This window comes from Clostridium sp. DL-VIII (assembly GCF_000230835.1).
Lineage (GTDB): Bacteria > Bacillota > Clostridia > Clostridiales > Clostridiaceae > Clostridium.
In genome coordinates this window covers 4,428,779-4,452,387 of record NZ_CM001240.1, presented here as the reverse complement: position 1 = coordinate 4,452,387, position 23,609 = coordinate 4,428,779, and the positions used below count along the sequence as shown (strand labels likewise).

The 23,609-nt window shown below is 29.7% G+C and carries 19 protein-coding genes, 1 riboswitch and 1 other annotated feature; of the genes, 16 read left to right on the top strand and 3 right to left on the bottom strand.

Annotated elements, in window-relative coordinates; translation table 11 throughout:
- Positions 1–30: 30 nt before the first annotated feature.
- The 3 genes from CDLVIII_RS20445 (at position 31) to CDLVIII_RS20430 (ending at position 5,259) form a co-directional block, all read left to right on the top strand.
- A complete protein-coding gene (locus tag CDLVIII_RS20445; protein WP_009171374.1) occupies positions 31–1,425 on the top strand; it encodes a L,D-transpeptidase family protein in 1,395 nt (464 codons plus the stop codon).
- Positions 1,426–1,772: 347 nt separating this feature from the next.
- Positions 1,773–2,005 (top strand) — a binding site (T-box leader).
- An 85-nt stretch (positions 2,006–2,090) separates the two neighbouring features.
- A complete protein-coding gene (gene thrS / locus CDLVIII_RS20435) occupies positions 2,091–3,998 on the top strand; it encodes a threonine--tRNA ligase (RefSeq protein ID WP_009171373.1) in 1,908 nt (635 codons plus the stop codon).
- A 241-nt stretch (positions 3,999–4,239) separates the two neighbouring features.
- On the top strand, positions 4,240–5,259 hold the full coding sequence (locus CDLVIII_RS20430; RefSeq protein WP_009171372.1) for an aldo/keto reductase: 1,020 nt from the start codon (positions 4,240–4,242) through the stop codon (positions 5,257–5,259).
- Positions 5,260–5,684: 425 nt separating this feature from the next.
- Here the strand turns inward: CDLVIII_RS20430 and CDLVIII_RS20425 are convergent, their stop codons facing one another.
- Positions 5,685–6,923: an ISL3 family transposase gene (locus CDLVIII_RS20425; protein WP_009167586.1), complete on the bottom strand. Its 1,239-nt coding sequence runs from the start codon at positions 6,921–6,923 to the stop codon at positions 5,685–5,687.
- A gap of 85 nt (positions 6,924–7,008) precedes the next feature.
- Between CDLVIII_RS20425 and CDLVIII_RS20420 the strand changes: the two genes are divergently transcribed.
- The 4 genes from CDLVIII_RS20420 (at position 7,009) to CDLVIII_RS20405 (ending at position 13,043) form a co-directional block, all read left to right on the top strand.
- A complete protein-coding gene (locus CDLVIII_RS20420) occupies positions 7,009–8,079 on the top strand; it encodes a BMP family ABC transporter substrate-binding protein (RefSeq protein ID WP_009171371.1) in 1,071 nt (356 codons plus the stop codon).
- A 19-nt stretch (positions 8,080–8,098) separates the two neighbouring features.
- Positions 8,099–10,144 carry a methyl-accepting chemotaxis protein gene (locus tag CDLVIII_RS20415; RefSeq protein WP_009171370.1) on the top strand — a complete coding sequence of 682 codons (2,046 nt, stop codon included), beginning with the start codon at positions 8,099–8,101 and terminating at the stop codon, positions 10,142–10,144.
- Between the two features lie 338 nt (positions 10,145–10,482).
- Positions 10,483–10,638: riboswitch (glycine riboswitch) on the top strand.
- Positions 10,639–10,775: 137 nt separating this feature from the next.
- Complete coding sequence (locus CDLVIII_RS20410) at positions 10,776–12,182, top strand: amino acid permease (RefSeq protein WP_009171369.1); 1,407 nt, start codon at positions 10,776–10,778, stop codon at positions 12,180–12,182.
- 357 nt (positions 12,183–12,539) lie between these two features.
- Positions 12,540–13,043 (top strand): hypothetical protein, encoded by a 504-nt coding sequence (locus CDLVIII_RS20405; protein ID WP_009171368.1) that lies wholly within the window; start codon positions 12,540–12,542, stop codon positions 13,041–13,043.
- 191 nt (positions 13,044–13,234) lie between these two features.
- On the opposite strand, the gene CDLVIII_RS20400 is transcribed toward CDLVIII_RS20405, so the two are convergent.
- A complete protein-coding gene (locus CDLVIII_RS20400; RefSeq protein WP_009171367.1) occupies positions 13,235–13,810 on the bottom strand; it encodes a hypothetical protein in 576 nt (191 codons plus the stop codon).
- A gap of 213 nt (positions 13,811–14,023) precedes the next feature.
- Here CDLVIII_RS20400 and CDLVIII_RS20395 point away from each other — a divergent pair, with 213 nt between their 5' ends.
- Complete coding sequence (locus CDLVIII_RS20395; RefSeq protein ID WP_009171366.1) at positions 14,024–14,653, top strand: HD domain-containing protein; 630 nt, start codon at positions 14,024–14,026, stop codon at positions 14,651–14,653.
- Between the two features lie 19 nt (positions 14,654–14,672).
- Here CDLVIII_RS20395 and CDLVIII_RS20390 read toward each other — a convergent pair whose 3' ends face one another.
- Entirely contained in the window at positions 14,673–15,077 is a 405-nt protein-coding gene (locus CDLVIII_RS20390) for a PTS sugar transporter subunit IIB (protein ID WP_009171365.1), read from the bottom strand.
- 235 nt (positions 15,078–15,312) lie between these two features.
- Here CDLVIII_RS20390 and CDLVIII_RS20385 point away from each other — a divergent pair, with 235 nt between their 5' ends.
- The 8 genes from CDLVIII_RS20385 (at position 15,313) to CDLVIII_RS31530 (ending at position 23,379) form a co-directional block, all read left to right on the top strand.
- Positions 15,313–16,584 carry a WS/DGAT domain-containing protein gene (locus CDLVIII_RS20385; protein ID WP_242835776.1) on the top strand — a complete coding sequence of 424 codons (1,272 nt, stop codon included), beginning with the start codon at positions 15,313–15,315 and terminating at the stop codon, positions 16,582–16,584.
- Positions 16,585–17,122: 538 nt separating this feature from the next.
- Entirely contained in the window at positions 17,123–17,764 is a 642-nt protein-coding gene (locus CDLVIII_RS20380) for a glycoside hydrolase family 11 protein (protein WP_009171363.1), read from the top strand.
- 238 nt (positions 17,765–18,002) lie between these two features.
- A complete protein-coding gene (locus CDLVIII_RS20375; protein WP_009171362.1) occupies positions 18,003–18,833 on the top strand; it encodes an SUMF1/EgtB/PvdO family nonheme iron enzyme in 831 nt (276 codons plus the stop codon).
- A gap of 431 nt (positions 18,834–19,264) precedes the next feature.
- Positions 19,265–19,852: an ACP phosphodiesterase gene (locus CDLVIII_RS20370; RefSeq protein WP_009171361.1), complete on the top strand. Its 588-nt coding sequence runs from the start codon at positions 19,265–19,267 to the stop codon at positions 19,850–19,852.
- A gap of 163 nt (positions 19,853–20,015) precedes the next feature.
- Positions 20,016–20,225, top strand: coding sequence for an alpha/beta-type small acid-soluble spore protein (locus tag CDLVIII_RS20365; protein WP_009171360.1), 210 nt, complete (start codon positions 20,016–20,018; stop codon positions 20,223–20,225).
- A gap of 342 nt (positions 20,226–20,567) precedes the next feature.
- A complete protein-coding gene (locus CDLVIII_RS20360; protein WP_009171359.1) occupies positions 20,568–21,380 on the top strand; it encodes an alpha/beta hydrolase in 813 nt (270 codons plus the stop codon).
- A gap of 406 nt (positions 21,381–21,786) precedes the next feature.
- On the top strand, positions 21,787–23,004 hold the full coding sequence (locus CDLVIII_RS20355) for an amidohydrolase (RefSeq protein WP_009171358.1): 1,218 nt from the start codon (positions 21,787–21,789) through the stop codon (positions 23,002–23,004).
- 231 nt (positions 23,005–23,235) lie between these two features.
- Positions 23,236–23,379 (top strand): hypothetical protein, encoded by a 144-nt coding sequence (locus tag CDLVIII_RS31530; RefSeq protein ID WP_009171357.1) that lies wholly within the window; start codon positions 23,236–23,238, stop codon positions 23,377–23,379.
- Positions 23,380–23,609 lie beyond the last annotated feature (230 nt).

Genomic DNA, 23,609 nt, shown 5'->3' with positions numbered 1-23,609 from the left:
TTTATGTTTTAGTAAAGGATGTAAATCTATATGAAGAATATTAATATAAAAAAGCCTTTAAAAAACTATCATACAGGAAAAATTATTATTCTGATATCTTCAATGGTACTAATTTATTTACTTATTTCATTATATTTTGTTAATCATTACTTTTTTAATACAGTAATAAATGGAGTAAATGTATCATTAAAAGCACATGAGGATGTAAGTGATATAATTAAAAATTACATTGAAAATTATAAGTTACAGTTAATAGAAAGAGATGGAGAAACAGAAGAAATATTAGGACAAGATATAGGATTACAATATAATGAAAAAAATGATCTTTCTAAAATCAATAAACTTCAAAGTTCATATAAATGGATAAGCTCATTATTAAAGGAACAAGATTATTATGAAGATGATTTATTTTTTTATAATAAAGATAATCTGGAAAATAAAATAAATCAATTAAATTGTTTGAATAAGGAGATTATAGAACCACAAAATGTGAGCTTTAAATACTCAAGTGGTTTATATGAAGTAGTTAAAGAGGTATATGGGAACAAAATATATAAGGACAAGCTAAATGAGGTTATAAAAATGAGTATATCGCAAGGAAAAACAAAATTAAATTTAGATGAGAATCTTTGTTATGAAAATCCTAAATACACTACTACTTCTAATAAGACTATGGAAGCTATTAATTTGCTAAACAAGTATACATCGACAAAGATAACCTATATATTTGGAAATAAGAGTGAAGTTCTGGATGGAAGTATAATAAATGGGTGGCTTGGCGTTGATGATAACTTAGATGTAGAAATAAACGAAAAAGCAGTTAATGAATACTTGAAAAACTTAAGCAAAAAATATGACACAGTTGGTATAACAAGAAAGTTTAAAGCGTCTATAAATAAAATAGTAGAAGTTAAGGGTGGATTTTATGGTTGGAAAATTAATTGTGTCTCTGAAACAAAATCACTATTAGAAAACATAAAACATGGGGATATACTTCAAAAAGAACCGATATATACTCAAAAGGCTTTATATAGAGATGAAGATGATATAGGAAAAACTTATGTAGAAATTAATCTGACAAGGCAGCATTTATGGTTTTATAAGGAAGGGAAGCTTATAACTCAAGGTGACATAGTAACAGGTAACCCTAATAGAGGAAATCCTACTAAGCTTGGAGTTTATATGCTTAATTACAAAGAAAAAGGATCAACATTAAATGGAGAAAATTATGAAACAAAAGTAAGCTATTGGATGCCGTTTAACGGAAATATAGGTATACATGATGCAAGTTGGAGATATTCTTTTGGTGGAGATATATATAAGATCAATGGATCTCATGGATGTGTAAATGCTCCACTATATTTAGCCAAGAAAGTTTTTGAGAATATAGAAGCTGGAACTCCTATTATTTGTTATGAAGAATAGAAAAATGATCAAATGCTTCTTTTGATTATTTCTTTTATGATATTAATAAAATTTTCTGCATCAGGATTAAGAGTGCGGTAACTACTTTTTATCCAACCCATTGAGAGTTTCATATTACAGTTTTCTCTGATGCTAGAGGAAAAAACATCACAATAGTTTAAAAAATGATGAAGAGTACATTGCTTAGTAACTTATAAATATATATTTGATATTTACAATTGATTGAAAAAGTGCTAATATTATTTTCAAATAAGAGGAAAGTGCACGAAACTCTTAAAGGCACATTCAAAAAATAATAAGTTAATTTTAATCCATTGCATTTTTCTATGTGCCTAAAATTAAATATTAATTGAGCAATGAGAGGGAAAAGTATTATAGAATACAGTTTTCAGAGATGGAGTGTCAAAAGGCTGTAAGCATTCCTAAATATGACTATAAGAAAAACTACCCTGGAGCTATGGCTGATTATCAAAATTTTGTGAAAAGTCATCGGTGGAAATCGTTAAAAATTATAGAGATGAATTGGATTATTTTAATTCAATTTGGGTGGAACCACGGATATTATGCATTCGTCCCAAGGCTTGGGATGAATGCTTTTTTTGTACAAAAAATTAAGAATGTTTATATAACAAATAAATTAGTTTAGTAAAAGGAGGTAATTAGTTATGATGAATATAAAACTTAAAGATGGATCAATAAAGGAAATTTCAGAAGACTCAAGCATTTATGAACTTGCAGGTTTAATCAGTAAAAATTTAGCTAAAGTTGCAATAGTAGGGGAAGTAAATGGAACTTTAGTTGATTTAAGTTATATATTAAAAGACAATGATGAGGTAAATATTTTAACTTATGACGATGAAAAAGCAGTTGAAGTAATAAGACATTCTACTTCGCATATTATGGCTCAGGCAGTTAAAAGACTTTATAAAAATGCAAAACTTGCTATAGGCCCATCAATAGAAAATGGTTTTTATTATGATTTTGATATAGAAAATTCATTATCTGCAGAAGACCTAAGTAAGATTGAAGCGGAAATGAACAAAATAATAAGTGAAAATTTAAGTTTTGAGAGAATTGATGTTTCAAGAGAAGAGGCAATAAAGTTAATGGAGGAAAAAGGAGAAAACTATAAAGTAGAGTTAATTCTAGATCTTCCAGAAGGTGAAAAAATATCTTTATATAAGCAGGGAGATTATATTGATCTTTGCAGAGGACCTCATATTCCTTCTACAAAATATTTAAAAGCTTTTAAATTAATAAGCATTGCGGGGGCATATTGGAGAGGAAATGAAAAAAATAAAATGCTTCAAAGAATATATGGTGTTGCATTTTCCAATAAAACATTATTGGAAACTCATTTGCACAATTTAGAAGAAGCAAAAAAGAGAGATCATAGAAAATTAGGAAAAGAATTAAGATTATTTACTTTTGCTGATGAGGGACCAGGCTTTCCATTTATGCTTCCTAAAGGAGTAATTCTAAAAAATACTTTAATTGATTTTTGGAGAAAATTACATTATGAAGCGGGATATATAGAGATAGAAACACCAATAATGCTTAATAAAAAATTATGGGAAACTTCAGGGCATTGGTATCATTATAAAGAGAATATGTATACTTCAATGATTGATGAAGAAGAATTTGCTTTAAAACCTATGAATTGTCCAGGCGGAATGTTGGTGTATAAGTCAGAAGCACACTCTTATAGGGATTTTCCAATGAGAGTTGGGGAACTTGGAAGGGTCCATAGACATGAACTTTCAGGGGCATTACATGGACTTATGAGAGTAAGAGCCTTTACACAAGATGATGCGCATATATTTATGCTACCAAATCAGATAAAATCAGAGATAAAAGGTGTCATAGAGCTTATAGACAAGGTGTATTCAAAGTTTGGATTTAAATACAGTCTTGAACTTTCTACAAGGCCAGAGGATTCAATGGGAAGTGATGAGGATTGGGAGCTTGCAGAGAACTCGTTAAAGGGTGCGTTAGATGAATTGAGCCTGGATTACAAAATAAATGAAGGGGATGGAGCCTTCTATGGACCTAAAATAGACTTCCATCTTGAAGATAGCATAGGCAGGACATGGCAATGTGGAACAATTCAATTAGATTTTCAGCTTCCTCAAAGATTTGAATTAGATTATATTGGAAGCGATGGAGAAAAGCATAGACCTATAGTAATCCATAGGGTTATATTTGGAAGTATAGAAAGATTTATGGGAATATTAATAGAACACTTTGCAGGAAAGTTTCCAACATGGTTAGCTCCAGTTCAGGTAAAAGTACTTCCAATATCAAATAAATTCAATGATTATTCAGAGAAAATAAAGAAGCAGCTAAGTGATGCAGAAATAAGAGTTGAAGTGGATTATAGAGATGAAAAGATAGGTTATAAGATAAGAGAAGCTAGAAATGAGAGAGTTCCTTATATAATAGTTGTTGGCGAGAAAGAAGAGGCAGAAAATAAGATTTCATTGCGAAGCAGAAAAAATGGAGATGAGGGAATCTTAGAACTAGAGAAATTAATACAAAGAATTAGTGATGAAGTGATAAATAAGAAATTATAGTAATTTCAACAAGATTACTATATAATTTACTATAAAGAAGAACAATAAAAGCAAAGTAAAGCTTTAATTGTTCTTTTTTAGCATGGAAGTTTATTCAAAAATTTGACATAGAGTTAACTTTAAGTATTATAATATATACGTCGTAATTAAAAATTTACAATTATGGTTGAAATCTTTTTTCTAACATAAAGGCAAATAAGGAAAAATAGTATTTAGGAAATATAAGAAAGGTGATGGTAATGTGGTAAATGTCACATTAGGAAGAACAGAAATTACAGTAAACAGAAATGGCTTTGGTGCTCTTCCAGTTCAACGTGTTTCGAGTGAGGAAGCAGTAAAGCTACTCAGAAAAGCTTATGATAATGGTATTAATTTTTTTGATTCAGCAAGAAGTTATACTGATAGTGAATATAAAATAGGTCTTGCTTTAAGTGATGTAAGGGATAAAATAATTCTTGCGACAAAGACACCATCTACTATAGTAGAAGGCTTTTGGAGTGATTTAGAAAAGAGCCTTGAAATGCTCAAAACAGATTATATTGATATTTATCAATTTCACAATCCAAATTTTTGTCCAAAGCCAAATGATGGAACAGGACTTTATGAAGCAATGTTAGAAGCAAAAAAGCAAGGAAAAATTCGTTTTATAGGTATCACAAATCATAGGCTTCCAGTAGCCATAGAAGCCGTTGAATCAGGACTTTACGATACTTTACAATTCCCATTCAGCTATCTTGCGGATAAAAAGGAAGAGGATCTAGTAAAGTTATGTAAGGAGAAAAATGTTGGATACATTTGTATGAAAGCTTTAGCAGGAGGGCTTATTACAAGAAGTGAGGTGGCTTATGCATATCTTGCTAAGTTTGATAATACATTGCCTATTTGGGGAATTCAAAGAGAAAAAGAACTTGATGAATTTATTTCTTATATAGAAAATCCTCCTGTAATGACAGGTGAGATTAAGGAATATATTGAAAGTGAAAGAAAAGAACTTGCAGGTGAATTTTGCCGTGGCTGTGGTTACTGTATGCCTTGTCCAGCAGGTATAGAAATTAATAACTGTGCAAGAATGTCGTTGCTTCTTCGCCGTTCTCCATCAGCAGGACATCTTTCAGAAGAAGGACAGGCTAAGATGAAGAAAATTGAAGACTGTATAGAGTGTGGTAATTGTAAAGCTCATTGTCCTTATGGTCTTGATACTCCAAATCTTTTAAAGAGAAACTATGAGGATTATAAAACCTTTCTAAAAAATAGAAATTAGATATAGAGATAAATTAAGCCTTTCTGAAGCTTTATAGCCCAGGAAGGTTTTTTTGTGCAAAAATATAAGAAATTTAAATCTCAAAGTCTAGTGGTATGGGAAAAGGAAGATAAATTAATTGCTTCTTTAACTAGCTATTTTAACTAAAACTTTACCTGATTATAAAGTGAAATATTACAAAAGATTATTATAATATAGATAATACAAATTTCGCTAAAAAAACCAAAGTATTAATAAATTATGATATAAATCATACTGTAAGTATATCACATGAGTGATATTAATTGCTCTGAAATAGTTATAGTATTAATTATTTGGTGAAACAGTATTGGTCTATATTAATTAATGAATTGGATTGGAGATAAGCAAAATGAAAAAAATCAGATCTAAAATAGGGCTCAACATCAAAATATGTTCTTGACAGCTTAAGCTGTCAAGAAATGGTTATTACATTCTAATAAAATTCTTCCTTTGTAGTAGTCTTTATTCCTTGTAAAATAGTGTCTGCGTTGAATTGCTTTAATTTTACCGTTTCTACCTTCAACAGCGGCATTGGTATATCTACAATGATGATAGTTAATTATTTCTTGTCTCCAGTTTTCAAAAGTAACCAAAGCACGTTCTACCTCAGGTATATTTAGTGAATGTCCTTTTTTACACCATTTATCAAATACATTTGTTGCCTGTATAACACTTGAACAACAGTCATACCACTCAATAAGTTCCTCTTTCCACTCATATACTGCTTTTAGGTCAGGTGATAATGACAACAACTGCTGGAGCATCTCAACCTCTTTTGATGTAAGATATTCATTCCGTTTTTCAAGTACTGATTTATTTCTTTTCAATACTGTCCGTGCCGCAGGAGTTAAATCACAACTTATGCGTTTTCTTACGCCTCTAAGAGCTTCCATAGCATAGCTATTAACATGAAACCTATCCGCAATACGTATAGCATCTGGGTATACTTCTTTTGCAAATGTGTGATAATATGGAGCCAAATCCATTACTATAGCAAAAGGTCGGAGCTCAAAAAGTTCTGGATTTACAGTCTTATGACTTCTAAGCTCTTCAAGTTTTCTTCCTGGAATTATTTCAAGTAATGTTCCGTTACGAAGGTCATGAATTCCAGTATTATAACTATGTCCTTTCCTTATAGCAAAATCATCCATTCCAAGTATAAGCTTGTTAGTGTTAGAACTTTCTAATATAACTTTTGCTTGCAATTGTGGAACAACATAGTCAATATAATTTTTATATATTCTTTCAACTGTAGAATATGGTATTTTCAATGTTCTAGCACAGTGAATAACCGTTGCTCCTGGTACTTTAGTTGCAATAAACTCTTGAAATTCATTAGTATAACGACTCTTTCCAGTCAGGAATGAATATTGCCATGAAAAAGAGGCATTACAATCCTTACAGGACATTCTTATTTTAGGAACCTTTAATATTACCTCGTTTTGAAATATAGGAAGATGCCTTACTCTTCTAATTCCAGATGAGCCTCGTCTTATTATTTTAAAACTCTTACAGCACGGACAAGGTTGAGTATATTCTGTAGGTTGGATTTCAATACAAATTCTATCTTCAAAACCATAGATAAAATTGATAACATTTATTCCTTGTAAATTTAATATATTAGTGATATCCTGTAATTGCATTTAAACTCCTTCAATTCTATTGGATTAGTCACTTATAGAATACAGGAATTTGAATGCATTTTTCATTTAATTTTATAATTATTTTATGTCAAGCACAGTTTTTAGTGTTGAGCCTAAAATAGCTTTATTAATTATTTTATGCATTTCTATTTTTTTGATAGGATGCTCAAGGGGAAATACTCAAAAGGATTTAGATTTTCAAGGAAATGCTAATTCAGATCCACTTAATATTGGGATAGTAACAGATATTGGTGGAATTACTGACCATTCATTTAATCAATCTGCTTGGGAAGGCCTTCAAAAAGCACAAAATGATTTAGGTATAAAAGCAAATTATATTGAAACTAAGGATACTAATGATTATATTAAAAATTTAGAAACTTTTTCTGATAGGAAAAATGATTTAGTATGGGGAATTGGATTTATGATGGCAGATCCTATTACAGAAGAAGCTAAAAAACATCAGAATCAGAGATATGCCATAATAGATAATACTTATGGAGATGAAACGCCTTCAAATGTATTGGGAGTAACTTTTAAGGAAAATGAAAGTTCCTTTCTAGTAGGTTACATAGCGGGAAAAATGACTAAGACTAATCAAGTTGGCTTTATTGGAGGAATAGAGAGTCCTGTAATAGAGAGATTTGAATCAGGCTATATGGCAGGAGTGAAATATGCAAATCCAAACTGTCAAATTATAAGTGAATATGCAAATTCATTTTCTGATCCAGTAAAAGGAAAAGAGATTGCTACAAAAATGTACAATGCAGGAGCTGATATAATATTTCATGCATCAGGATCAACTGGAGATGGACTTATAGAATGTGCTAAAGAAATGAATAAGTATTGTATAGGGGTGGACTCTGATCAAAGTATTTCTGCACCTAATAATGTTATAACTTCAGCGATGAAAAGAGTTGATACTGCTATATATAATACAGCAAAAGATTTAAAAGAAGGAAAATGGAATGGTGGAGCTACAATAGAATATGGCTTAGCAGAAGGTGGAGTTGATATAGCACCAACAAGCGATAAACTTGTTCCAAAAGATATTTTAAATGAAGTTGATAATATTAAAGCACAGATAATATCAGGAAACTTAAAGGTTCCGGCAACAAAGGGTGAATATAATAAATTTTTAACAGATAAAAATTAAAAAATGGGGAGCTAAAGTTATGAAATTTAAAGATAAACATGATTTACAGGTTAATAAACGAATAAAATTATTAAATATACGTTCATTAAATGTAAAAAAAGATTTTAAGGCACTGTTGCTTATTATTTTTATACTTCTTGTCCTTGTGCCTCTTATCTGTATTGGTACATATAGCAGTATAAATTCTTCGAACTTAATTAAAGATAGTGTATATAGTTCAAATGAGCAGACGATAGGAAGAATAAATGATAATATAAATCTTAATCTTAACCAAGTTCAAATTCAAATTCAATCAATAGCAGATAATCCAAGTATCAAAACAATGGATGTAGACAGAATACAAAGTATCCTAATTCAAGGTGCAAGGTCTAATTCATTTATAAATGGTATACTAATTGCTGATGTAAAAGGCCATATTCTTTATAATACTTCAGGTATTTATAAGAATGTTTCTAAAGATGAGTATTTTACTAGTGCAATGTCTGGAAAATCACAATATTCAAGTGTAAAAATTTCGGAAGTTAATAATAAGCCATTAGAATTTTATTACAGTGTACCTGTTAAGGTAGGTACAAATATTGTAGGCTGCATAACTGCCACTATTGACGTGAATACATTAAGTAACGTTATAGAAGATACACAAAAAAATGAAAATGCTAATACTTTTATAGTGGATAGCAATGGAATAGTAATTGCACATAAGGACTGGACAGACTTCAATAATACCTCTATATATAAGGATTTTTCACCAGTAAAAGATGCTGCTGTAGGAAAAAGCGGTCAAAATATTTATAGTTACAATAACCAGAAGTTATTGGCAGTTTATTCATCTATTCCAAATCTTAATTGGGGGATTTTAACGACTATTCCTTATGACATTGCTTTTGCCGATATAATGACACAGAATACTATTTTTCTAATACTAGGAATATTGATGTTTGCTATTAGTATATTAGCTGCATTATTTATCTCGGGATCTATTACTAAGCCTTTATATAATTTAACTGAAGTTATGGAAATTGTTTCAACTGGGGATTTTACAGCTAAATTGGAAGAGAGATTTTTGAAACGTCAAGACCAGTTTGGAGGTATAGCAAGGCAATTTAATGATATGATGTATAAAAATTGTACACTTATTGACAGAGTAAAAAATATGATTGGAACAGTACAAAGCACTAACAAGGATACAAGTAATCAGATAGATGAACTGATTTTAGCAAGTCAGAATGTAAGTAAAGCAATGGAGGAACTTGCTCATGGTACAGGAGAACAAGCTAATGATATGGAGACAATAATGAATAAATTTTCAATGTTAGAGAAAAGTTTGGATACAATGAATATAAATATAAGTAAAATTAATAAATATACTGAACAAACTAAAGAGAAAAATGAATTAGGAATCAGTTCTGCAAAAGAATTAAATGAAGAATTTAACAATAATTATCAAGCTATACAAAATGTCGCAGCATACATAAAAAAATTAGCAGATAAATCCGAATCTATAGGGAATATTACATCTTCAATAACAGAAATTTCTGAACAAACTAATCTATTAGCTTTAAATGCAGCAATAGAAGCAGCAAGAGCAGGAGAATCAGGGAAAGGTTTTGCCGTAGTTGCTGATGAAGTAAGAAAATTAGCAGAGCAATCTTCACAGTCTGCTAATGAGATTCGGGGAATAATAACTGAAATGAGTTCTGTTGTAAATAATATTGAAGTACAAATGATTGATACGACACAAATTGCTGAGAAATCTAATGATAAATTGGGAGTGACTATAGGAATATTTGATTCTATAATTAATAATTCTGATGAACTCATAAAAGGTATTAAATCACTTAATAATGAAATAAACAATGTAGAAAATAGTAAGAATGAAGTTGTTAAGTATCTAGAAAATACTTCAACTATTATAGAAGAAGGTTCAGCAACTACTGAGGAAGTTAGTGCTACAATGGAACAACAGCTAGCATCTATGGATGAAATATGTAATCAGATGCATAGTATTAATGATATGACTACAGAATTACAGGAATTTGTTGAAGTTTTTAAAACAGCAAAATAAATTTGTTGATATAGAGAACTAATAAAAATAAACTGCCATATGTCTACTTGATAGATGGCAGTTTAAAAGTGTTGTTATAAGTTACTTTATGTTTTGATAATCATGATAAATTGTTTTCTGATTTCAATCAAAGTGAAAAAAATATTGCAATTATATTGGAAATGTAATAGTATATAAATGTAAAATTTAATATTTTAACAATAAAATTTAAAGTTCAGATGAAGATAGCGGGAGAGCAGTAGCTGCGGCTATTCACCGAAGAAGTAAATCTTTCAGGTACCTAATTTTAGGCAGAATAACATTTTAATCACATGCTTTAATTAGAGATGACCGTTATTGGATGAACCCTTGGAGAGACTCTTAGAGGCAGAATAAGAAATAACAAATCAGTATGTTTTCATATTGAGCCCATTATTTTTTATGTGCTAAAATAGAGCACCGAAGGAGAAAGCTTAAAAGGCGAAACTCTCAGGTAAAAGGACAGGGGAAAGATAACATATCTTACAAAAGTAATAGGTTAATTATTACTTCATTTAGATCTTATCTATTCCCATTTGTATCTCCAATCAAAAATATTTATATAGTAAAAGTCATTTGAGTATATGGCTTTTGACTAAGATGGAGGAATAAAATGGATCAATTAACATCAAAAAATCAAAACTTATCAAGAGGACTAAAAAATCGTCATGTCCAATTACTTGCGATTGGAGGTGCGATAGGGACTGGATTATTCTTAGGCTCAGGCAGGTCTATTCACTTGGCTGGACCATCTATTTTATTTGCGTATATGATAACAGGAATAATTTGTTTTTTTATTATGCGTGCCCTTGGTGAATTATTGCTTTCTAATTTAAATTATCATTCTTTTGTAGACTTTGTATATGAGTATTTAGGAGATAGAGCAGCATTCATCACTGGATGGACTTATTGGTTCTGTTGGATTTCACTTGCTATGGCTGATTTGACTGCAGCTGGACTTTATATACAATACTGGTTCCCAAGTATTGCTAAGTGGGTTCCAAGTCTTATAGTTCTTGTAATCTTATTAATTATGAACCTTACTACAGTAAAATCATTTGGTGAAATGGAATTCTGGTTTGCTTTAATTAAGGTTGTTGCAATTATGGCACTAATTATAATTGGTACATTTATGATTATTAAAGGATTTTCTACAGATGCCGGTGCATCAAGTTTTGCAAATCTTTGGAGTCATGGAGGCTTGTTTCCAAATGGAGCAAGTGGCTTTATCCTTTCTTTCCAAATGGTTGTATTTGCTTTTACAGGAATAGAGTTAGTAGGACTCACAGCTGGTGAAACTGAAGATCCAGAACGTGTTATTCCAAAGGCTATCAACAATATTCCAATTAGAATTATTATTTTCTATATTGGAGCATTACTTGTTATTATGAGTATATATCCTTGGAATTCAATTAATCCAGATAAAAGCCCATTTGTACAGGTGTTTTCTGCAGTAGGAATTGTAGCAGCAGCTAGTATTGTAAATTTTGTTGTATTAACTTCAGCTGCATCTGCCTGCAATAGTGGTATTTTTAGTACAAGCCGTATGGTTTATTCCCTTGCTAAAGAAAATAATGCGCCACAGTCAATGAAAAAATTAACTTCGACTCAAGTACCTTCTAATGCTACGGTGTTTTCTGCAACTGTAATATTGATTTCGGTTATCTTAAACTTTATTATGCCAGAAGGGGTATTTGTGCTTATTACAAGTATATCAACATTCTGCTTTATATTTATTTGGGCAATTATAGTTATCTGTCACATGAAATATCGTAGGACTAATCCTAAGCTTGCAGCTAAGAGCAAATTCAAAATGCCTCTTTATCCAATTATTAACTATATAATTTTAGCATTTCTTGCTTTTGTTATAGTTACACTGGCGCTTAATAATGAAACTCGCGTAGCATTATTTGTAACCCCTGTATGGTTTATAATGCTCGGGGTAATTTACAATGTACTTAAATCAAAAAGAAAAAATGAAGAAGCAGCAAAATGTGATATGAAGCTTCAAGAGGACTAATGAATGATTATAGTTTATAAGAAAGGTTGAAAAATCCAATTATATTATTTTTAAGAATAAAATATATTTAGAAATTTAGTATAATATGAAAACCCTCGATTTTTTGAGGGTTTTTTATAATTTAATTAAATTTATTAAAAATTTTAAAGGTATAAAGAATCATAAAATTCTAGCTTATATAAAATATGGAATAGTTAATTAAAGGTGTAATAATGATACAATTAGCAATGAAGTTGTGAGATTGAAAGAAGGTTTTAAAATGAAAATGATAAATTTTCAATAGAGATCGAACGCACAAGTTTGAATAGAATTAATAAAATAGAAGTAGATTTATTGTAATTAGGAGAAGTGGCACTTATGGAATACAATAGCAATTCAGAAGCTGATAATAGGATATTTCTAGAAGTAATTGAAAATATGAATGAAGTGTTTTTAGATGAACGAAGGGATTTATTATATTATGAATACCTTGCTAGTTTAGCACCAACAGCTAAAGAAAGAGAAGCAATATATTCTATCACGAAAGAGAAGCGTTTATTTAGAAAGATGTATGAAGAACTTACGGGCATTGATATTTCAAATAAAGCTGAGGAAACGTTAGTAATGTCAGAATCATATTTAAGTGGGATAAGTGAACTTATAGATAGAGAAGAAATAAAAGTTAGTCGATATAAAGAGATTGGAGAAGGATTTCCAGCTGGATCGCCATATAAATATATGATGTGTAATATAATTGCAAATAAACTAAATCATATTACACAGCTTAATTCTATACTTTACGTGAATAATATGATTAATAACTTGATAATGAACGAAAATCATATAGATGGAGATATTGACCATTGTACTTTAGATGATTAGTTTAGAATGAAATAATTAGAACACTAATTACTCTATATATGTAATTGAAAATATAAAAGCTGGTAATTATTATTACTGGCTTTTCCATTTTCAATCTAGTAATACAATGCTATAATAAATAGTTTTGAATTTCATTCAATGACTAAAGACATTTGTTGTGATATTTACACAAAAAGTTAACTATATATAATTTACTTTTCTATTTTATTTTTGATCTGCTCAATTTCGGATGTTAACTGATTTATACGCAGCTCTAATTCTTTTATTTTATCAAAATTATTTTCAATAGATGAGTTTGTATTGGAATCATAATTTGCTCTCTTTTCGTTATTTGGGTCCGAATTATTATTATTCCATGAACTAGTGTTTTTAGTATTGCTTGTGGAAGTAGTTGTACAGAATGGATTTGCTGAATTATAATATTTAGGATTATAGAATGTTCCAGGCCCTCCTTGAAAATATTGTTGCTGGGCATTGTATGTTTCAATTGCTTGCCCGACTAGTTGTAGCCAGTTTCCAATCGCATTCTGAACATTAAAAGGAAGACTTCCGGATATTATATTTCCGAGGATTTCTCCTATTATTATGAATAATTCAGGATTTAAAGATTGAAATCCTGACGGTATATCGTAACATCCTGCATTATCAGAATTATTTGTTGAATTAGTATTATTTTTTTCACTTGTATTATTAGTATCTTTGTGACAATTAGTATATCCACAAGCCTTAGCTAAATCCTCAAAACTATTCCATCCCTTAAATTCCATTATTTCCTCTTAATATAAATACTTTTATTTATTATACTATTTTCTTTTTATAACTGATACCATTAAATATAAAACGTGGGTAATATAAAGATGGTGAATAAAAATTAGAAAAACAGATATTTTTTGCCAATTAGACAGTATGACACTAACACAATATGCTATAATCAAATAAAAGATCAATTTGGATTTAAATCATAATTATGGGAGGTAAAGATGTTTCCAAGTAAAGAAATTGCAGAAGAAGAATTAAGGTTAGCTGGAGAATTAAATAAAGGACCATGGACAGAGCACTCTATAAATGTAGGATTAGCAGCTCAAATAATTGCAGAAAGGTGTGGAAATCTGAATTCAGATAAAGCGTATGTGTTAGGAATTCTTCATGACATTGGAAGAAGATATGGAGTAAGTGCAAGGAGACATGGAATTGATGGATATAATTTTGCAATGCAAAGAGGCTGGGATGAAGTGGGGAGAATTTGTATTACTCATTCATTCCCAATTTCTGATTTTGACAAAGAAATAGGCAGAAATGATATGAATTATGAAGAAAGTGAATTTATTAGGCAGTATTTAAAAAACATAATATATGATGATTATGATAAATTAGTGATTATTTGTGATTCACTGGCTGATGCTCAAGGTTTTTGTATGTTGGAAAAACGTTTTGTCAATACAACAAGGCGCTATGGAGTATTTGATTTTACTGTTGAACGTTGGAATGCAACTTTTGAAATAAAAGAATATTTTGAACATCAAATTGGATGTTCTATTTATGATATACTTCCCAATATAAAAGAAACCACATTTGTTGACGCACCATTATGGAAGCCTTCAGAAAAATAGTTAAATAAGAATTTATTAGTTAGTTTTTACTATTTCGATAAGCAACATATCTAGTAATTGCCATAGTGTTTTCTTCACCAGGAAAATATACAGGATTTTTCTCTGTTTTAGTATATAAATCTATTGCGTCTATAACATCTAATACTAGTTCTTTAAAATTCATTAATCCATACATTCTCGGTGGAAGAATATAAATGGGCTTGTCTGGATTAGAGGTTTCTACCAGTTTTTTAACAGGCATTATTAGATGAGGGCAGCATACAATAATATCAAATTCAGACATTTTCTTATTTACCAGCATGAATGGAGAAAATTCAATGTAATAATCATTTTGCATATTATTATCAAGTATTTCCTTATTCATCTTATTAGATAATGCACTTGAAGAAAAGCCACCAGCACAACATAAAAGAATTTTTATCATTTTAAAGCCTCCATTTTAGAATACATAATTAGTTATTTGATAAGTATATAGTATCGAAATTAATACAATAATTCAATAAATAGGTATAATTGAATGGATAAAAGTAACTAAAGCTGAATCTATGTGAAAATTTTTAGATAAGTTAATAAATGCAATAAATATTAACTTTTAATTATACTTATGATATTTAAATCTAAAAATGACTAATAGACTATTAAAAATAGGAAGTGAAATATTGAATAATAAATTCAAAATTTATAATGCTGAGGCATTGGATATTTTACAGCATCTTTTTAAGGTTAAAAAGATAAATGATCATACACTTCATTTTGTAGCAAAATTTTTGGGACAACTAGATTTAGGACGTTTTGGTAAGGCCGTTAATGCTTCAATAGATGTATTTAATTTAATAAGATGTGAATATAATGAATCTAAGGGACATCCATATTGGAAAGACAGAGGCTATACCGCAGATGATATTATAGAAGTTGTAGAAGCAGAAAATACTGATAAATGCATAGCTAAGTATATTTGTGAAGAGATAAATGAATTTAATGGTCCACAATTGAAGATTAAAATAATCAGAAGTAGAAAAAATGATGCCATATGCGTATTAATGAACCACATGCTATGTGATGCAGCTGGTTTTAAAGAGTATTTGTATATGCTGAGTGATATTTATACTAATGCAAACAATGAAACAAGGGGAGATTATCAAATAACAGCTATGGGCAATCGAAAAATTGGAGAAATATTTAAAGTTTTTTCATTGCTAGATAAACTAAAAATAATATTTAGCAAAATTGATATGTCTAAACATGATTCTGCAAAGTTTGAGTTAGAAGGAGATCTTAATAATCCTTTTATTGAAATTCGTACTATTAACGCGGAGCGATTTTGCAGGCTTAAAATTTATGCTAAAGAGCATAGTGCCACAATAAATGATATTATGCTCGTGGCTTATATACGTGTTTTATTTCAATTATTTGGCCGAACATTGACAATACCATGTGCTGTTGACTTAAGAAAATACCTATCAAATCATAAAGCTCTTGGCATTTGCAATTTGATTACAAATATTAATTGCAGCATAGGACCAGAAATTGGTACAACATTTGAAGAAACTGTTTGTAAGGTAAAATCGACGATGGATAAACAAAAATCTGACATAAGCTGTGTTAAAAGTTTAATCGTTCTGGAAAAGGTTTTTGATATTTTTCCATATAAGATTGCAGAAGCTATTGTAAATAAGAATTTTTCGAACCCACTTATTGCAATCACAAACATAGGAATAATTGATAAGAAGCGTATTATTTTTGAAAAAGTTGAAATTGTAGAAGCATATATAACAGGTTCAATTAAATACAATCCGTATGTTCAGCTAGCTATATCAACATTTGATAATAAGATAACACTTAGCATTAATCTATATGGAACTAAAGCAGATCAAAATAAGATATCTTCATTTTTGGATAGGTTTATTAATGAACTACAGGATGTTATATAATAAGCAGTATCAATTAGTAGAGTTTTTGTCAGTGGACCAGTGACAGCGCTTATAGTATTTGCATTACCAGTTAATAGAAACAAAACTAAATTTTAATTTAAGTATATTATGTAGAAACAAAATAATTAAAAGGTTGAGAAAAATTTATTATAAATAATCTCAAAAATATCTAACGATACAGTCATTAATTTGGCTGTATTTTTTATTGTTTTATATAAACGGAAATAAAAGGATGGAAAAATATATATAAAAATTAGTATAAAATATATAATTTTATGGGTTTTGAAATAAAAGTAAATTTAGTAAAATAATCACAGAATAATTCGAATTAATCGTAGGAATGAGGTGAAGGTTAGAGATTAAAGGAATATGACAGAGGATAAGTTATGCATTACAAAGAAAAATACTCAACAAAAAATAAAATAGAGTAATTTACAAAAGGTAATATTCAAGTAGTATGCAGGTAAGTAATAACAAATAAAAATATTTCATATTTTAAAGTAACTGAGTAGTTACAATGAAAAAGGGGTAATTTAGAATGAAAAAAAAAGGATTAAAATTATTTTTAGCATCTTTAATGTGCTGTACACTTGCACTTTCTATTGTAAACGTAAACGCACATGCAGCGACCACAGATTATTGGCAAAATTGGACTGATGGTGGTGGAACAGTAAATGCCACTAATGGATCTGATGGTAATTACAGTGTTTCATGGTCGAATTGCGGAAATTTCGTTGTTGGTAAAGGCTGGAATACTGGATCGCCATCTAGGGTGGTAAACTACAATGCTGGAGCCTTCTCACCATCTGGTAATGGATACTTGTCTCTTTATGGATGGACAAGAAATTCACTTATAGAATATTATGTTGTTGATAATTGGGGAACTTATAGACCTACTGGAACTTATAAGGGTACTGTAACAAGTGATGGAGGGACATATGACATATATACAGCTACACGAACTAATGCACCTTCAATTGATGGTACAGCAACTTTCACTCAGTTTTGGAGTGTCAGACAATCGAAGAGATCGATCGGTACTAACAATGCCATAACTTTTAGCAACCATGTTAACGCGTGGAAGAGTAGAGGAATGAATCCTGGAAGTAGCTGGGCTTATCAAATGATTGCTACAGAAGGATATCAAAGTAGTGGATACTCTAATGTAACTGTGTGGTAGTAAATCAAATTCAATCGGCTGACTTATGTACATCTGATTGTTTTTAGAATTATTAAGAGTTTTATTTAATCATTTAATATTATTAGGGGTGGTTAGTTTAATAGCTGACGGCTTTATATATTAAAAAATTACATTTACCTGCATATTACTTAAATATTACCATCGTTACTATAATAGGCACATTATAATAGGATCATATGACTTTATAATATTTTATATCAGTAAGGGAGAGATATAAATGAGAAAACTACTAATATTTCTTTTAATGGTAATAATGATTTTTACTACCGCATGCTCGCAAGAAAACCTTAATAGGCTTATATTAGTTAAAGGAGGCACTTTTATAAATACGAAATCCAATTACTATGGGAAAAGTGTGCCAATATCGAACTTTTATATTGATAAATACGAAGTAACTCAAAAAGAGTGGTCTGAGGTAATGGGAAGCAATCCGTCAGAATTCAAAGATGATAATTTGCCAGTAGAAATGGTAAGTTGGTATGATTGTATTGAATATTGCAACAAGAGGAGTATAAAAGAGGGCTTAAAACCTTATTATAATATAGACAAGAATAAAAAAGATCCTAATAATAAGAATGATATGGATGATATTAAATGGACAGTAACGATTAATGATGGAGCTAATGGCTATAGATTACCGACAGAGGCAGAGTGGGAATATGCCGCGGATGGGGGGCAAATGAGTAAGGATTATACGTACAGTGGGAGTAACAATTCCGACGAAGTAGCATGGTATTGGAGGAACACAGGAAATAAATATTTATCAGGAGACTGGAACTGGCCTATGATAGAAAATAATAATAGTAAAACAAAATCTGTTGGAGCCAAGAAACCTAACGAGTTAGGGCTCTATGATATGTCTGGTAATGTAAGAGAATGGTGCTGGAACTGGTATGGAAACTTGGATAGTACTAATGGATCTGCCCGTGTTTGTAAAGGAGGAGGTTGGATTGGTGATGTTTCTTGTTGCGAGTCGTCTTTCAGAGGCAAATATGAGCCAAATAGTAAGGGCCCTGATCAAGGCCTTCGTGTGTGTCGCAACGAGTAAACTGAATCTACTGATATGCTGAACTATATTAAAATTAAAGGACGATAAATAAGGTTAATCAGATAGTAAAAATCATTATTTATTAATGTGTATGAATAATGGAAAAGAGCCAAATCAATAATGATATGGCTTTTTTCCATTTTAAAAAGATTGAATGGTGAATGATTTAATAAGATTTATAAACAAAAACTTAAAAGAAGAAGTGGAATAAATTTTAAGGAATTAGATATAAGTAAATATTATAATGTATTAGAGGAATTTAATACATAAGACTAAGATAATGTAATTAAAATTTATGTTAGCGTAGATAAATATAATAAATATATTGAAAATTTACATCTAGGTAAAGTTTTCAAAAGTGATATGAGAGGTGATTATTTATACTATATGGTACAATTATATTAACATAATATGATTTGAAAGGAGAAAAAATGAATTATTTAGCTCATATATATCTCTCAGATAACAGCGCAGAAAATATGCTTGGAAATTTCTTAGGTGATTTTGTGAATAAGTCCTTAGAAGATCAATTTAAATATTCTATAAAGCAAGGGATTTTTATGCATAAGAAGCTGGATACCTTTACGGATTCGCATTCAGATTTTTTAAGGAGTAGGAAAAGAATTTCAAGCATAAATAGGCGCCTTTCAGGTGTGCTAATCGATATATTTTATGATCATTTTTTAGCTAGAAACTGGAATGATTATTCTTCAATATCCTTAGAAGAATATGCAGAAAATTTTTATGGAATACTTAAAAAGTTTTATTACTGCCTGCCAGATAAATTAATAAGAAGGGTGCCTTATATGATAGAAGAAAATTGGCTTCTTTCATATAGAGATATAAATGGTATTGAAAGAACAATAGAGAGGATCGCTAAAAGATTTTCAAATACAAGGCATCCTTTAGTAAATCCTATGGATGAACTTATTAATAATTATGAAAGTCTTGAAAATGACTTTAAATGTTTTTATCCTCATGCAATTAAATATGCGGATGAATTAAAAGCGATGCTTTAGCAACGTAGTTTAATATTTTTTGACAAAGGAAAATTTAATAATCTTATGTAATATGGGATTTTTATGTTACCCTTACTAGTATTTTTATAGATTATAATTTATCATAGTGGTTAATCTATTACTACCAAATGAAATTCATATTTAATTAAGGGAGGTAGATATTATGTCTTCAAATAATAGTGGAAGAAACAGAACATTAGTACCAGAAGCAAAACAAGGATTAAAAAGCTTAAAAACTGAGGTTGCTTCAGAAGTTGGATTATATGACTATGAAAATCAAGATAAAGGGAACCTTTCTTCAAGACAAAATGGATATGTAGGTGGCTACATGGTTAAACACATGATAGAGAGCTATGAACAAGGTTTAAAATAAGTTGAGAACTTAGAAAACAAAATTAGTTTTCTTCAAAATTCATCTTACACCTTGTCCAAGGTAAATAGTGAAAAGGCTGTTAGAAGATTTTATACCATTGGTATAATTGTTCTGCTAGCCTTTTATTATGGTAAAAATAAAGCATGAACAAACAGAGAAATAATAGAAAATAAGATATAATCAGAGAAAACTATATTATATTTCTAGATATAAAATTTGAAACCAAGTGATAAATTCGTATTGAGAAAGCAAAAAAGCATATGAATAAATAAATTAGTAATTCACAAACTTACCTTAAAAACTATATTATATAAATTATAAATAACTCTATTGGAGGCTGCTATGGGATACTACATTAAAGTAGAACCAGATGTAAAGATTTATGTTGAAGATATTAACAAGGATGCTGAAAAAACAATTTTATTCATACACGGATGGCCTGGAAGTCATAGGTTGTTTGAATATCAATTTGATTTTTTTCCAAAGAAAGGCTATAGATGTATTGGGATAGATACACGAGGATTTGGAGAATCGGATAAACCTTTCAAAGGTTATAATTTCGACAGATTAGCAGATGATGTTAAGTGCGTAATTGATACATTAAATTTAGAAGATATAACACTTGCTGGACATTCAAACGGAGGTGGAATTGCAATTAGATATATGGCTAGGCATAGAGGCTATGGAGTATCAAAACTTGCTCTTTTTGCTGCTGTAGCACCAAGTCTAATTAAACGTAAGGATTTTCCGTATGGATTAGATAAAGAGACAGTCATGCAGCTTATCGAAGGAACATATGCCGATAGACCAAAAATGTTAGAAGGATTTGGAGATATGTTTTTCTTTCAACATATAACTGAACCTTTTTCACAATGGTTTTTTCAATTGGGATTGCAAGCAGCAGGATGGGCAACTGCATCAATAGCAACTGCATGGATAAATGAAGTTTTCTTTTCTGACTTGGATAAGATAAATGTGCCAACTCTAATTATTCATGGAATTCATGATAAAGTTGTGCCATTTGAATTAGGCCAAATACAAGAAAAAATGATTAAGAATTCAGAACTTATACCATTTAAATTTAGCGGACATGCATCATTTTACGATCAACGTGAGGAATTTAATAAAGTATTACTGAGATTTATTGAAAGATAAGCTTGTAGTTAAATAATAAAGGAGAGCCAAATCAAGAGAGAATAGGTTCTCTTTTTCTTTTTTACAAGATCATTTAGAAAGTTAAGAGCTTTTACAAATCAATTTTATACAAGTAAATTAGAAGAAAAATGGAGAAGGGCACATGCAGTAAAATATAGTGATTAAAGTAAAAAAAGATTTGCTAGCAATAATAAAATAAAAAGTTATAAAGAACAAGTTTTTAATATGAGTATACTTATTAAATCTTGGGCATATTAATAATGAAAAATTCACGGATTATTATATAAGGGAATTCGTGAATTTTTATTTTTAAATGTAAATCATTTTATATTTTAAATAAGTATATTATTTAAGACTGTTAATCATATAAACGTGTGTTTTTGCTTAAACATATTTGCATCAAAATATGCTACTTAAGTATGAATATAAATATAGAGATATATTAGAAAGGAAGATTGCGTTGAATGTTACTATTTTAAAAGGCGGTATTTTATATAATTTAGAAGAAGACAATTATAATAAGAAAGACATAGTTATAAAGGATGGGAAAATAGCAGAAATATCTAATAATTTAGCAAATGAATATGAAGATGCCGAGATTATTAATTTGAACGAGAAAATTGTATTTCCGGGATTTGTCGATTGTCATACTCATCTCGGAATTATTGAAGAATGTACTGGAAAAATTGGTGTTGATAATAATGAAACATCAGATCCAGTTACTCCTCATTTAAATGGTATAGATGCTATAAATCCATTTGATATAGCGTTTAAAGATGCAGTGGAATCAGGTATTACCTGTGTTATGAGTGGCCCAGGAAGTAATAATGTGGTTGGAGGAAGAAATGTTGTTATAAAAACCCATGGAACAATTATTGATAAAATGATAGTTAAAAATCCAGCAGGGTTTAAGATTTCTCTGGGAGAAAATCCATTGAGTACATATGGAATTAATCATAAATGTCCAGTAACAAGAATGGGAAGTGCAGCACTAATACGAGAATTATTTATGAGAACAGAAGATTACATAGTTCGTAAAGAAAATAAAAAAGTCGAAGAAAGAGATATAAGATTAGAAGCAGTTATTCCAGTATTAAAAGGTGAAATTCCACTTCGTGTTCATGCTCATAGAGCAGATGATATTGTAACTGCTGTAAGAATTGCGGAAGAATTTAATATTACTAAAATGGTAATCGAACATGGTACTGAAGCACATTTGGTAAAATCTTATCTAAATGAAAAAAATGTTCCGGTGGCTTATGGGCCGCTGCTCACTCCAAGAATAAAAATGGAACTTAAGGCTAGAAATTATGGTTCTATAGTAGAATTAACTGAAGCAGGTATCAAAACTGCACTTATAACAGATCATCCTTATAATTCAATAGATTGTTTAAGAACAGTTGCAGCTATAGCTTTGAGCCAGGGATTATCATTTAAAGATTCAATAAAATCACTTACGACGAATGCAGCAGAAATATTAAATTGTCAAGATAGAATAGGAAAACTAGAAATTGGGTATGATGCAGATATTGTAGTATATGATGGTAACCCACTTGATATAAAATCTAAAGTTAATCTTACAATGATAGACGGTGAAATAGTCTTTAAAAGAGATTACAATTAAGATAGCATAGAAATATTAATAACTTTTATTGGATAGTATAAATTTTAAAACTTTTTATATAGAAGGCTAGTGGAATATTGCAAAAGTATTTAAATGTTCTATTAGCTTTTTTATGCGTTAACCGTAAATAATAGACAATAATTAACTAATTTGCTATAATGAAAATGATGATATAAACTTAAGGTCATACATTAAGTTTATGTAGACTTCTATCATACAAGGAGGTATATAATGGCTGGTTGTAATGAGAAAAATTGTACATGCTCTAATATTGCTTGTGAAAGACATGGAAAGTGTTGCGAATGTGTTAATTTTCATCGTAATATAGGGAATTTAGTGAGTTGTATGAGAGATATTAAAGTTGAAAGTAAATAATTTATAGTTATATTAAAAAAGTAAGCAGTAGGTAGGGATAATCTAACTACTGCTTTATTTTCGGTTAATTTTTCTAAGCTTATTTTATTAAATGTTAAAAGTTACTTGTTTAATTCAATGATATAGCAAATAATAATATAATTTTTGGTGATTAAGGTTATAAAACTTAATATAATCATATTAATATATCATTTTAGTAAGGAGTGTTGCCAATATCTTGGAGAAATATT

Excerpts from the sequence above, each read along its gene's own strand:
- CDLVIII_RS20445 (WP_009171374.1), top strand. The coding sequence starts at position 31 with ATGAAGAATATTAATATAAAAAAGCCTTTAAAAAACTATCATACAGGA.
- thrS (WP_009171373.1), top strand. The coding sequence starts at position 2,091 with ATGATGAATATAAAACTTAAAGATGGATCAATAAAGGAAATTTCAGAA.
- CDLVIII_RS20425 (WP_009167586.1), bottom strand. The coding sequence starts at position 6,923 with ATGCAATTACAGGATATCACTAATATATTAAATTTACAAGGAATAAAT.
- CDLVIII_RS20420 (WP_009171371.1), top strand. The coding sequence starts at position 7,009 with ATGTCAAGCACAGTTTTTAGTGTTGAGCCTAAAATAGCTTTATTAATT.
- CDLVIII_RS20415 (WP_009171370.1), top strand. The coding sequence starts at position 8,099 with ATGAAATTTAAAGATAAACATGATTTACAGGTTAATAAACGAATAAAA.
- CDLVIII_RS20410 (WP_009171369.1), top strand. The coding sequence starts at position 10,776 with ATGGATCAATTAACATCAAAAAATCAAAACTTATCAAGAGGACTAAAA.
- CDLVIII_RS20405 (WP_009171368.1), top strand. The coding sequence starts at position 12,540 with ATGGAATACAATAGCAATTCAGAAGCTGATAATAGGATATTTCTAGAA.
- CDLVIII_RS20400 (WP_009171367.1), bottom strand. The coding sequence starts at position 13,810 with ATGGAATTTAAGGGATGGAATAGTTTTGAGGATTTAGCTAAGGCTTGT.
- CDLVIII_RS20395 (WP_009171366.1), top strand. The coding sequence starts at position 14,024 with ATGTTTCCAAGTAAAGAAATTGCAGAAGAAGAATTAAGGTTAGCTGGA.
- CDLVIII_RS20390 (WP_009171365.1), bottom strand. The coding sequence starts at position 15,077 with ATGATAAAAATTCTTTTATGTTGTGCTGGTGGCTTTTCTTCAAGTGCA.
- CDLVIII_RS20380 (WP_009171363.1), top strand. The coding sequence starts at position 17,123 with ATGAAAAAAAAAGGATTAAAATTATTTTTAGCATCTTTAATGTGCTGT.
- CDLVIII_RS20375 (WP_009171362.1), top strand. The coding sequence starts at position 18,003 with ATGAGAAAACTACTAATATTTCTTTTAATGGTAATAATGATTTTTACT.
- CDLVIII_RS20370 (WP_009171361.1), top strand. The coding sequence starts at position 19,265 with ATGAATTATTTAGCTCATATATATCTCTCAGATAACAGCGCAGAAAAT.
- CDLVIII_RS20365 (WP_009171360.1), top strand. The coding sequence starts at position 20,016 with ATGTCTTCAAATAATAGTGGAAGAAACAGAACATTAGTACCAGAAGCA.
- CDLVIII_RS20360 (WP_009171359.1), top strand. The coding sequence starts at position 20,568 with ATGGGATACTACATTAAAGTAGAACCAGATGTAAAGATTTATGTTGAA.
- CDLVIII_RS20355 (WP_009171358.1), top strand. The coding sequence starts at position 21,787 with ATGCTACTTAAGTATGAATATAAATATAGAGATATATTAGAAAGGAAG.
- CDLVIII_RS31530 (WP_009171357.1), top strand. The coding sequence starts at position 23,236 with ATGGCTGGTTGTAATGAGAAAAATTGTACATGCTCTAATATTGCTTGT.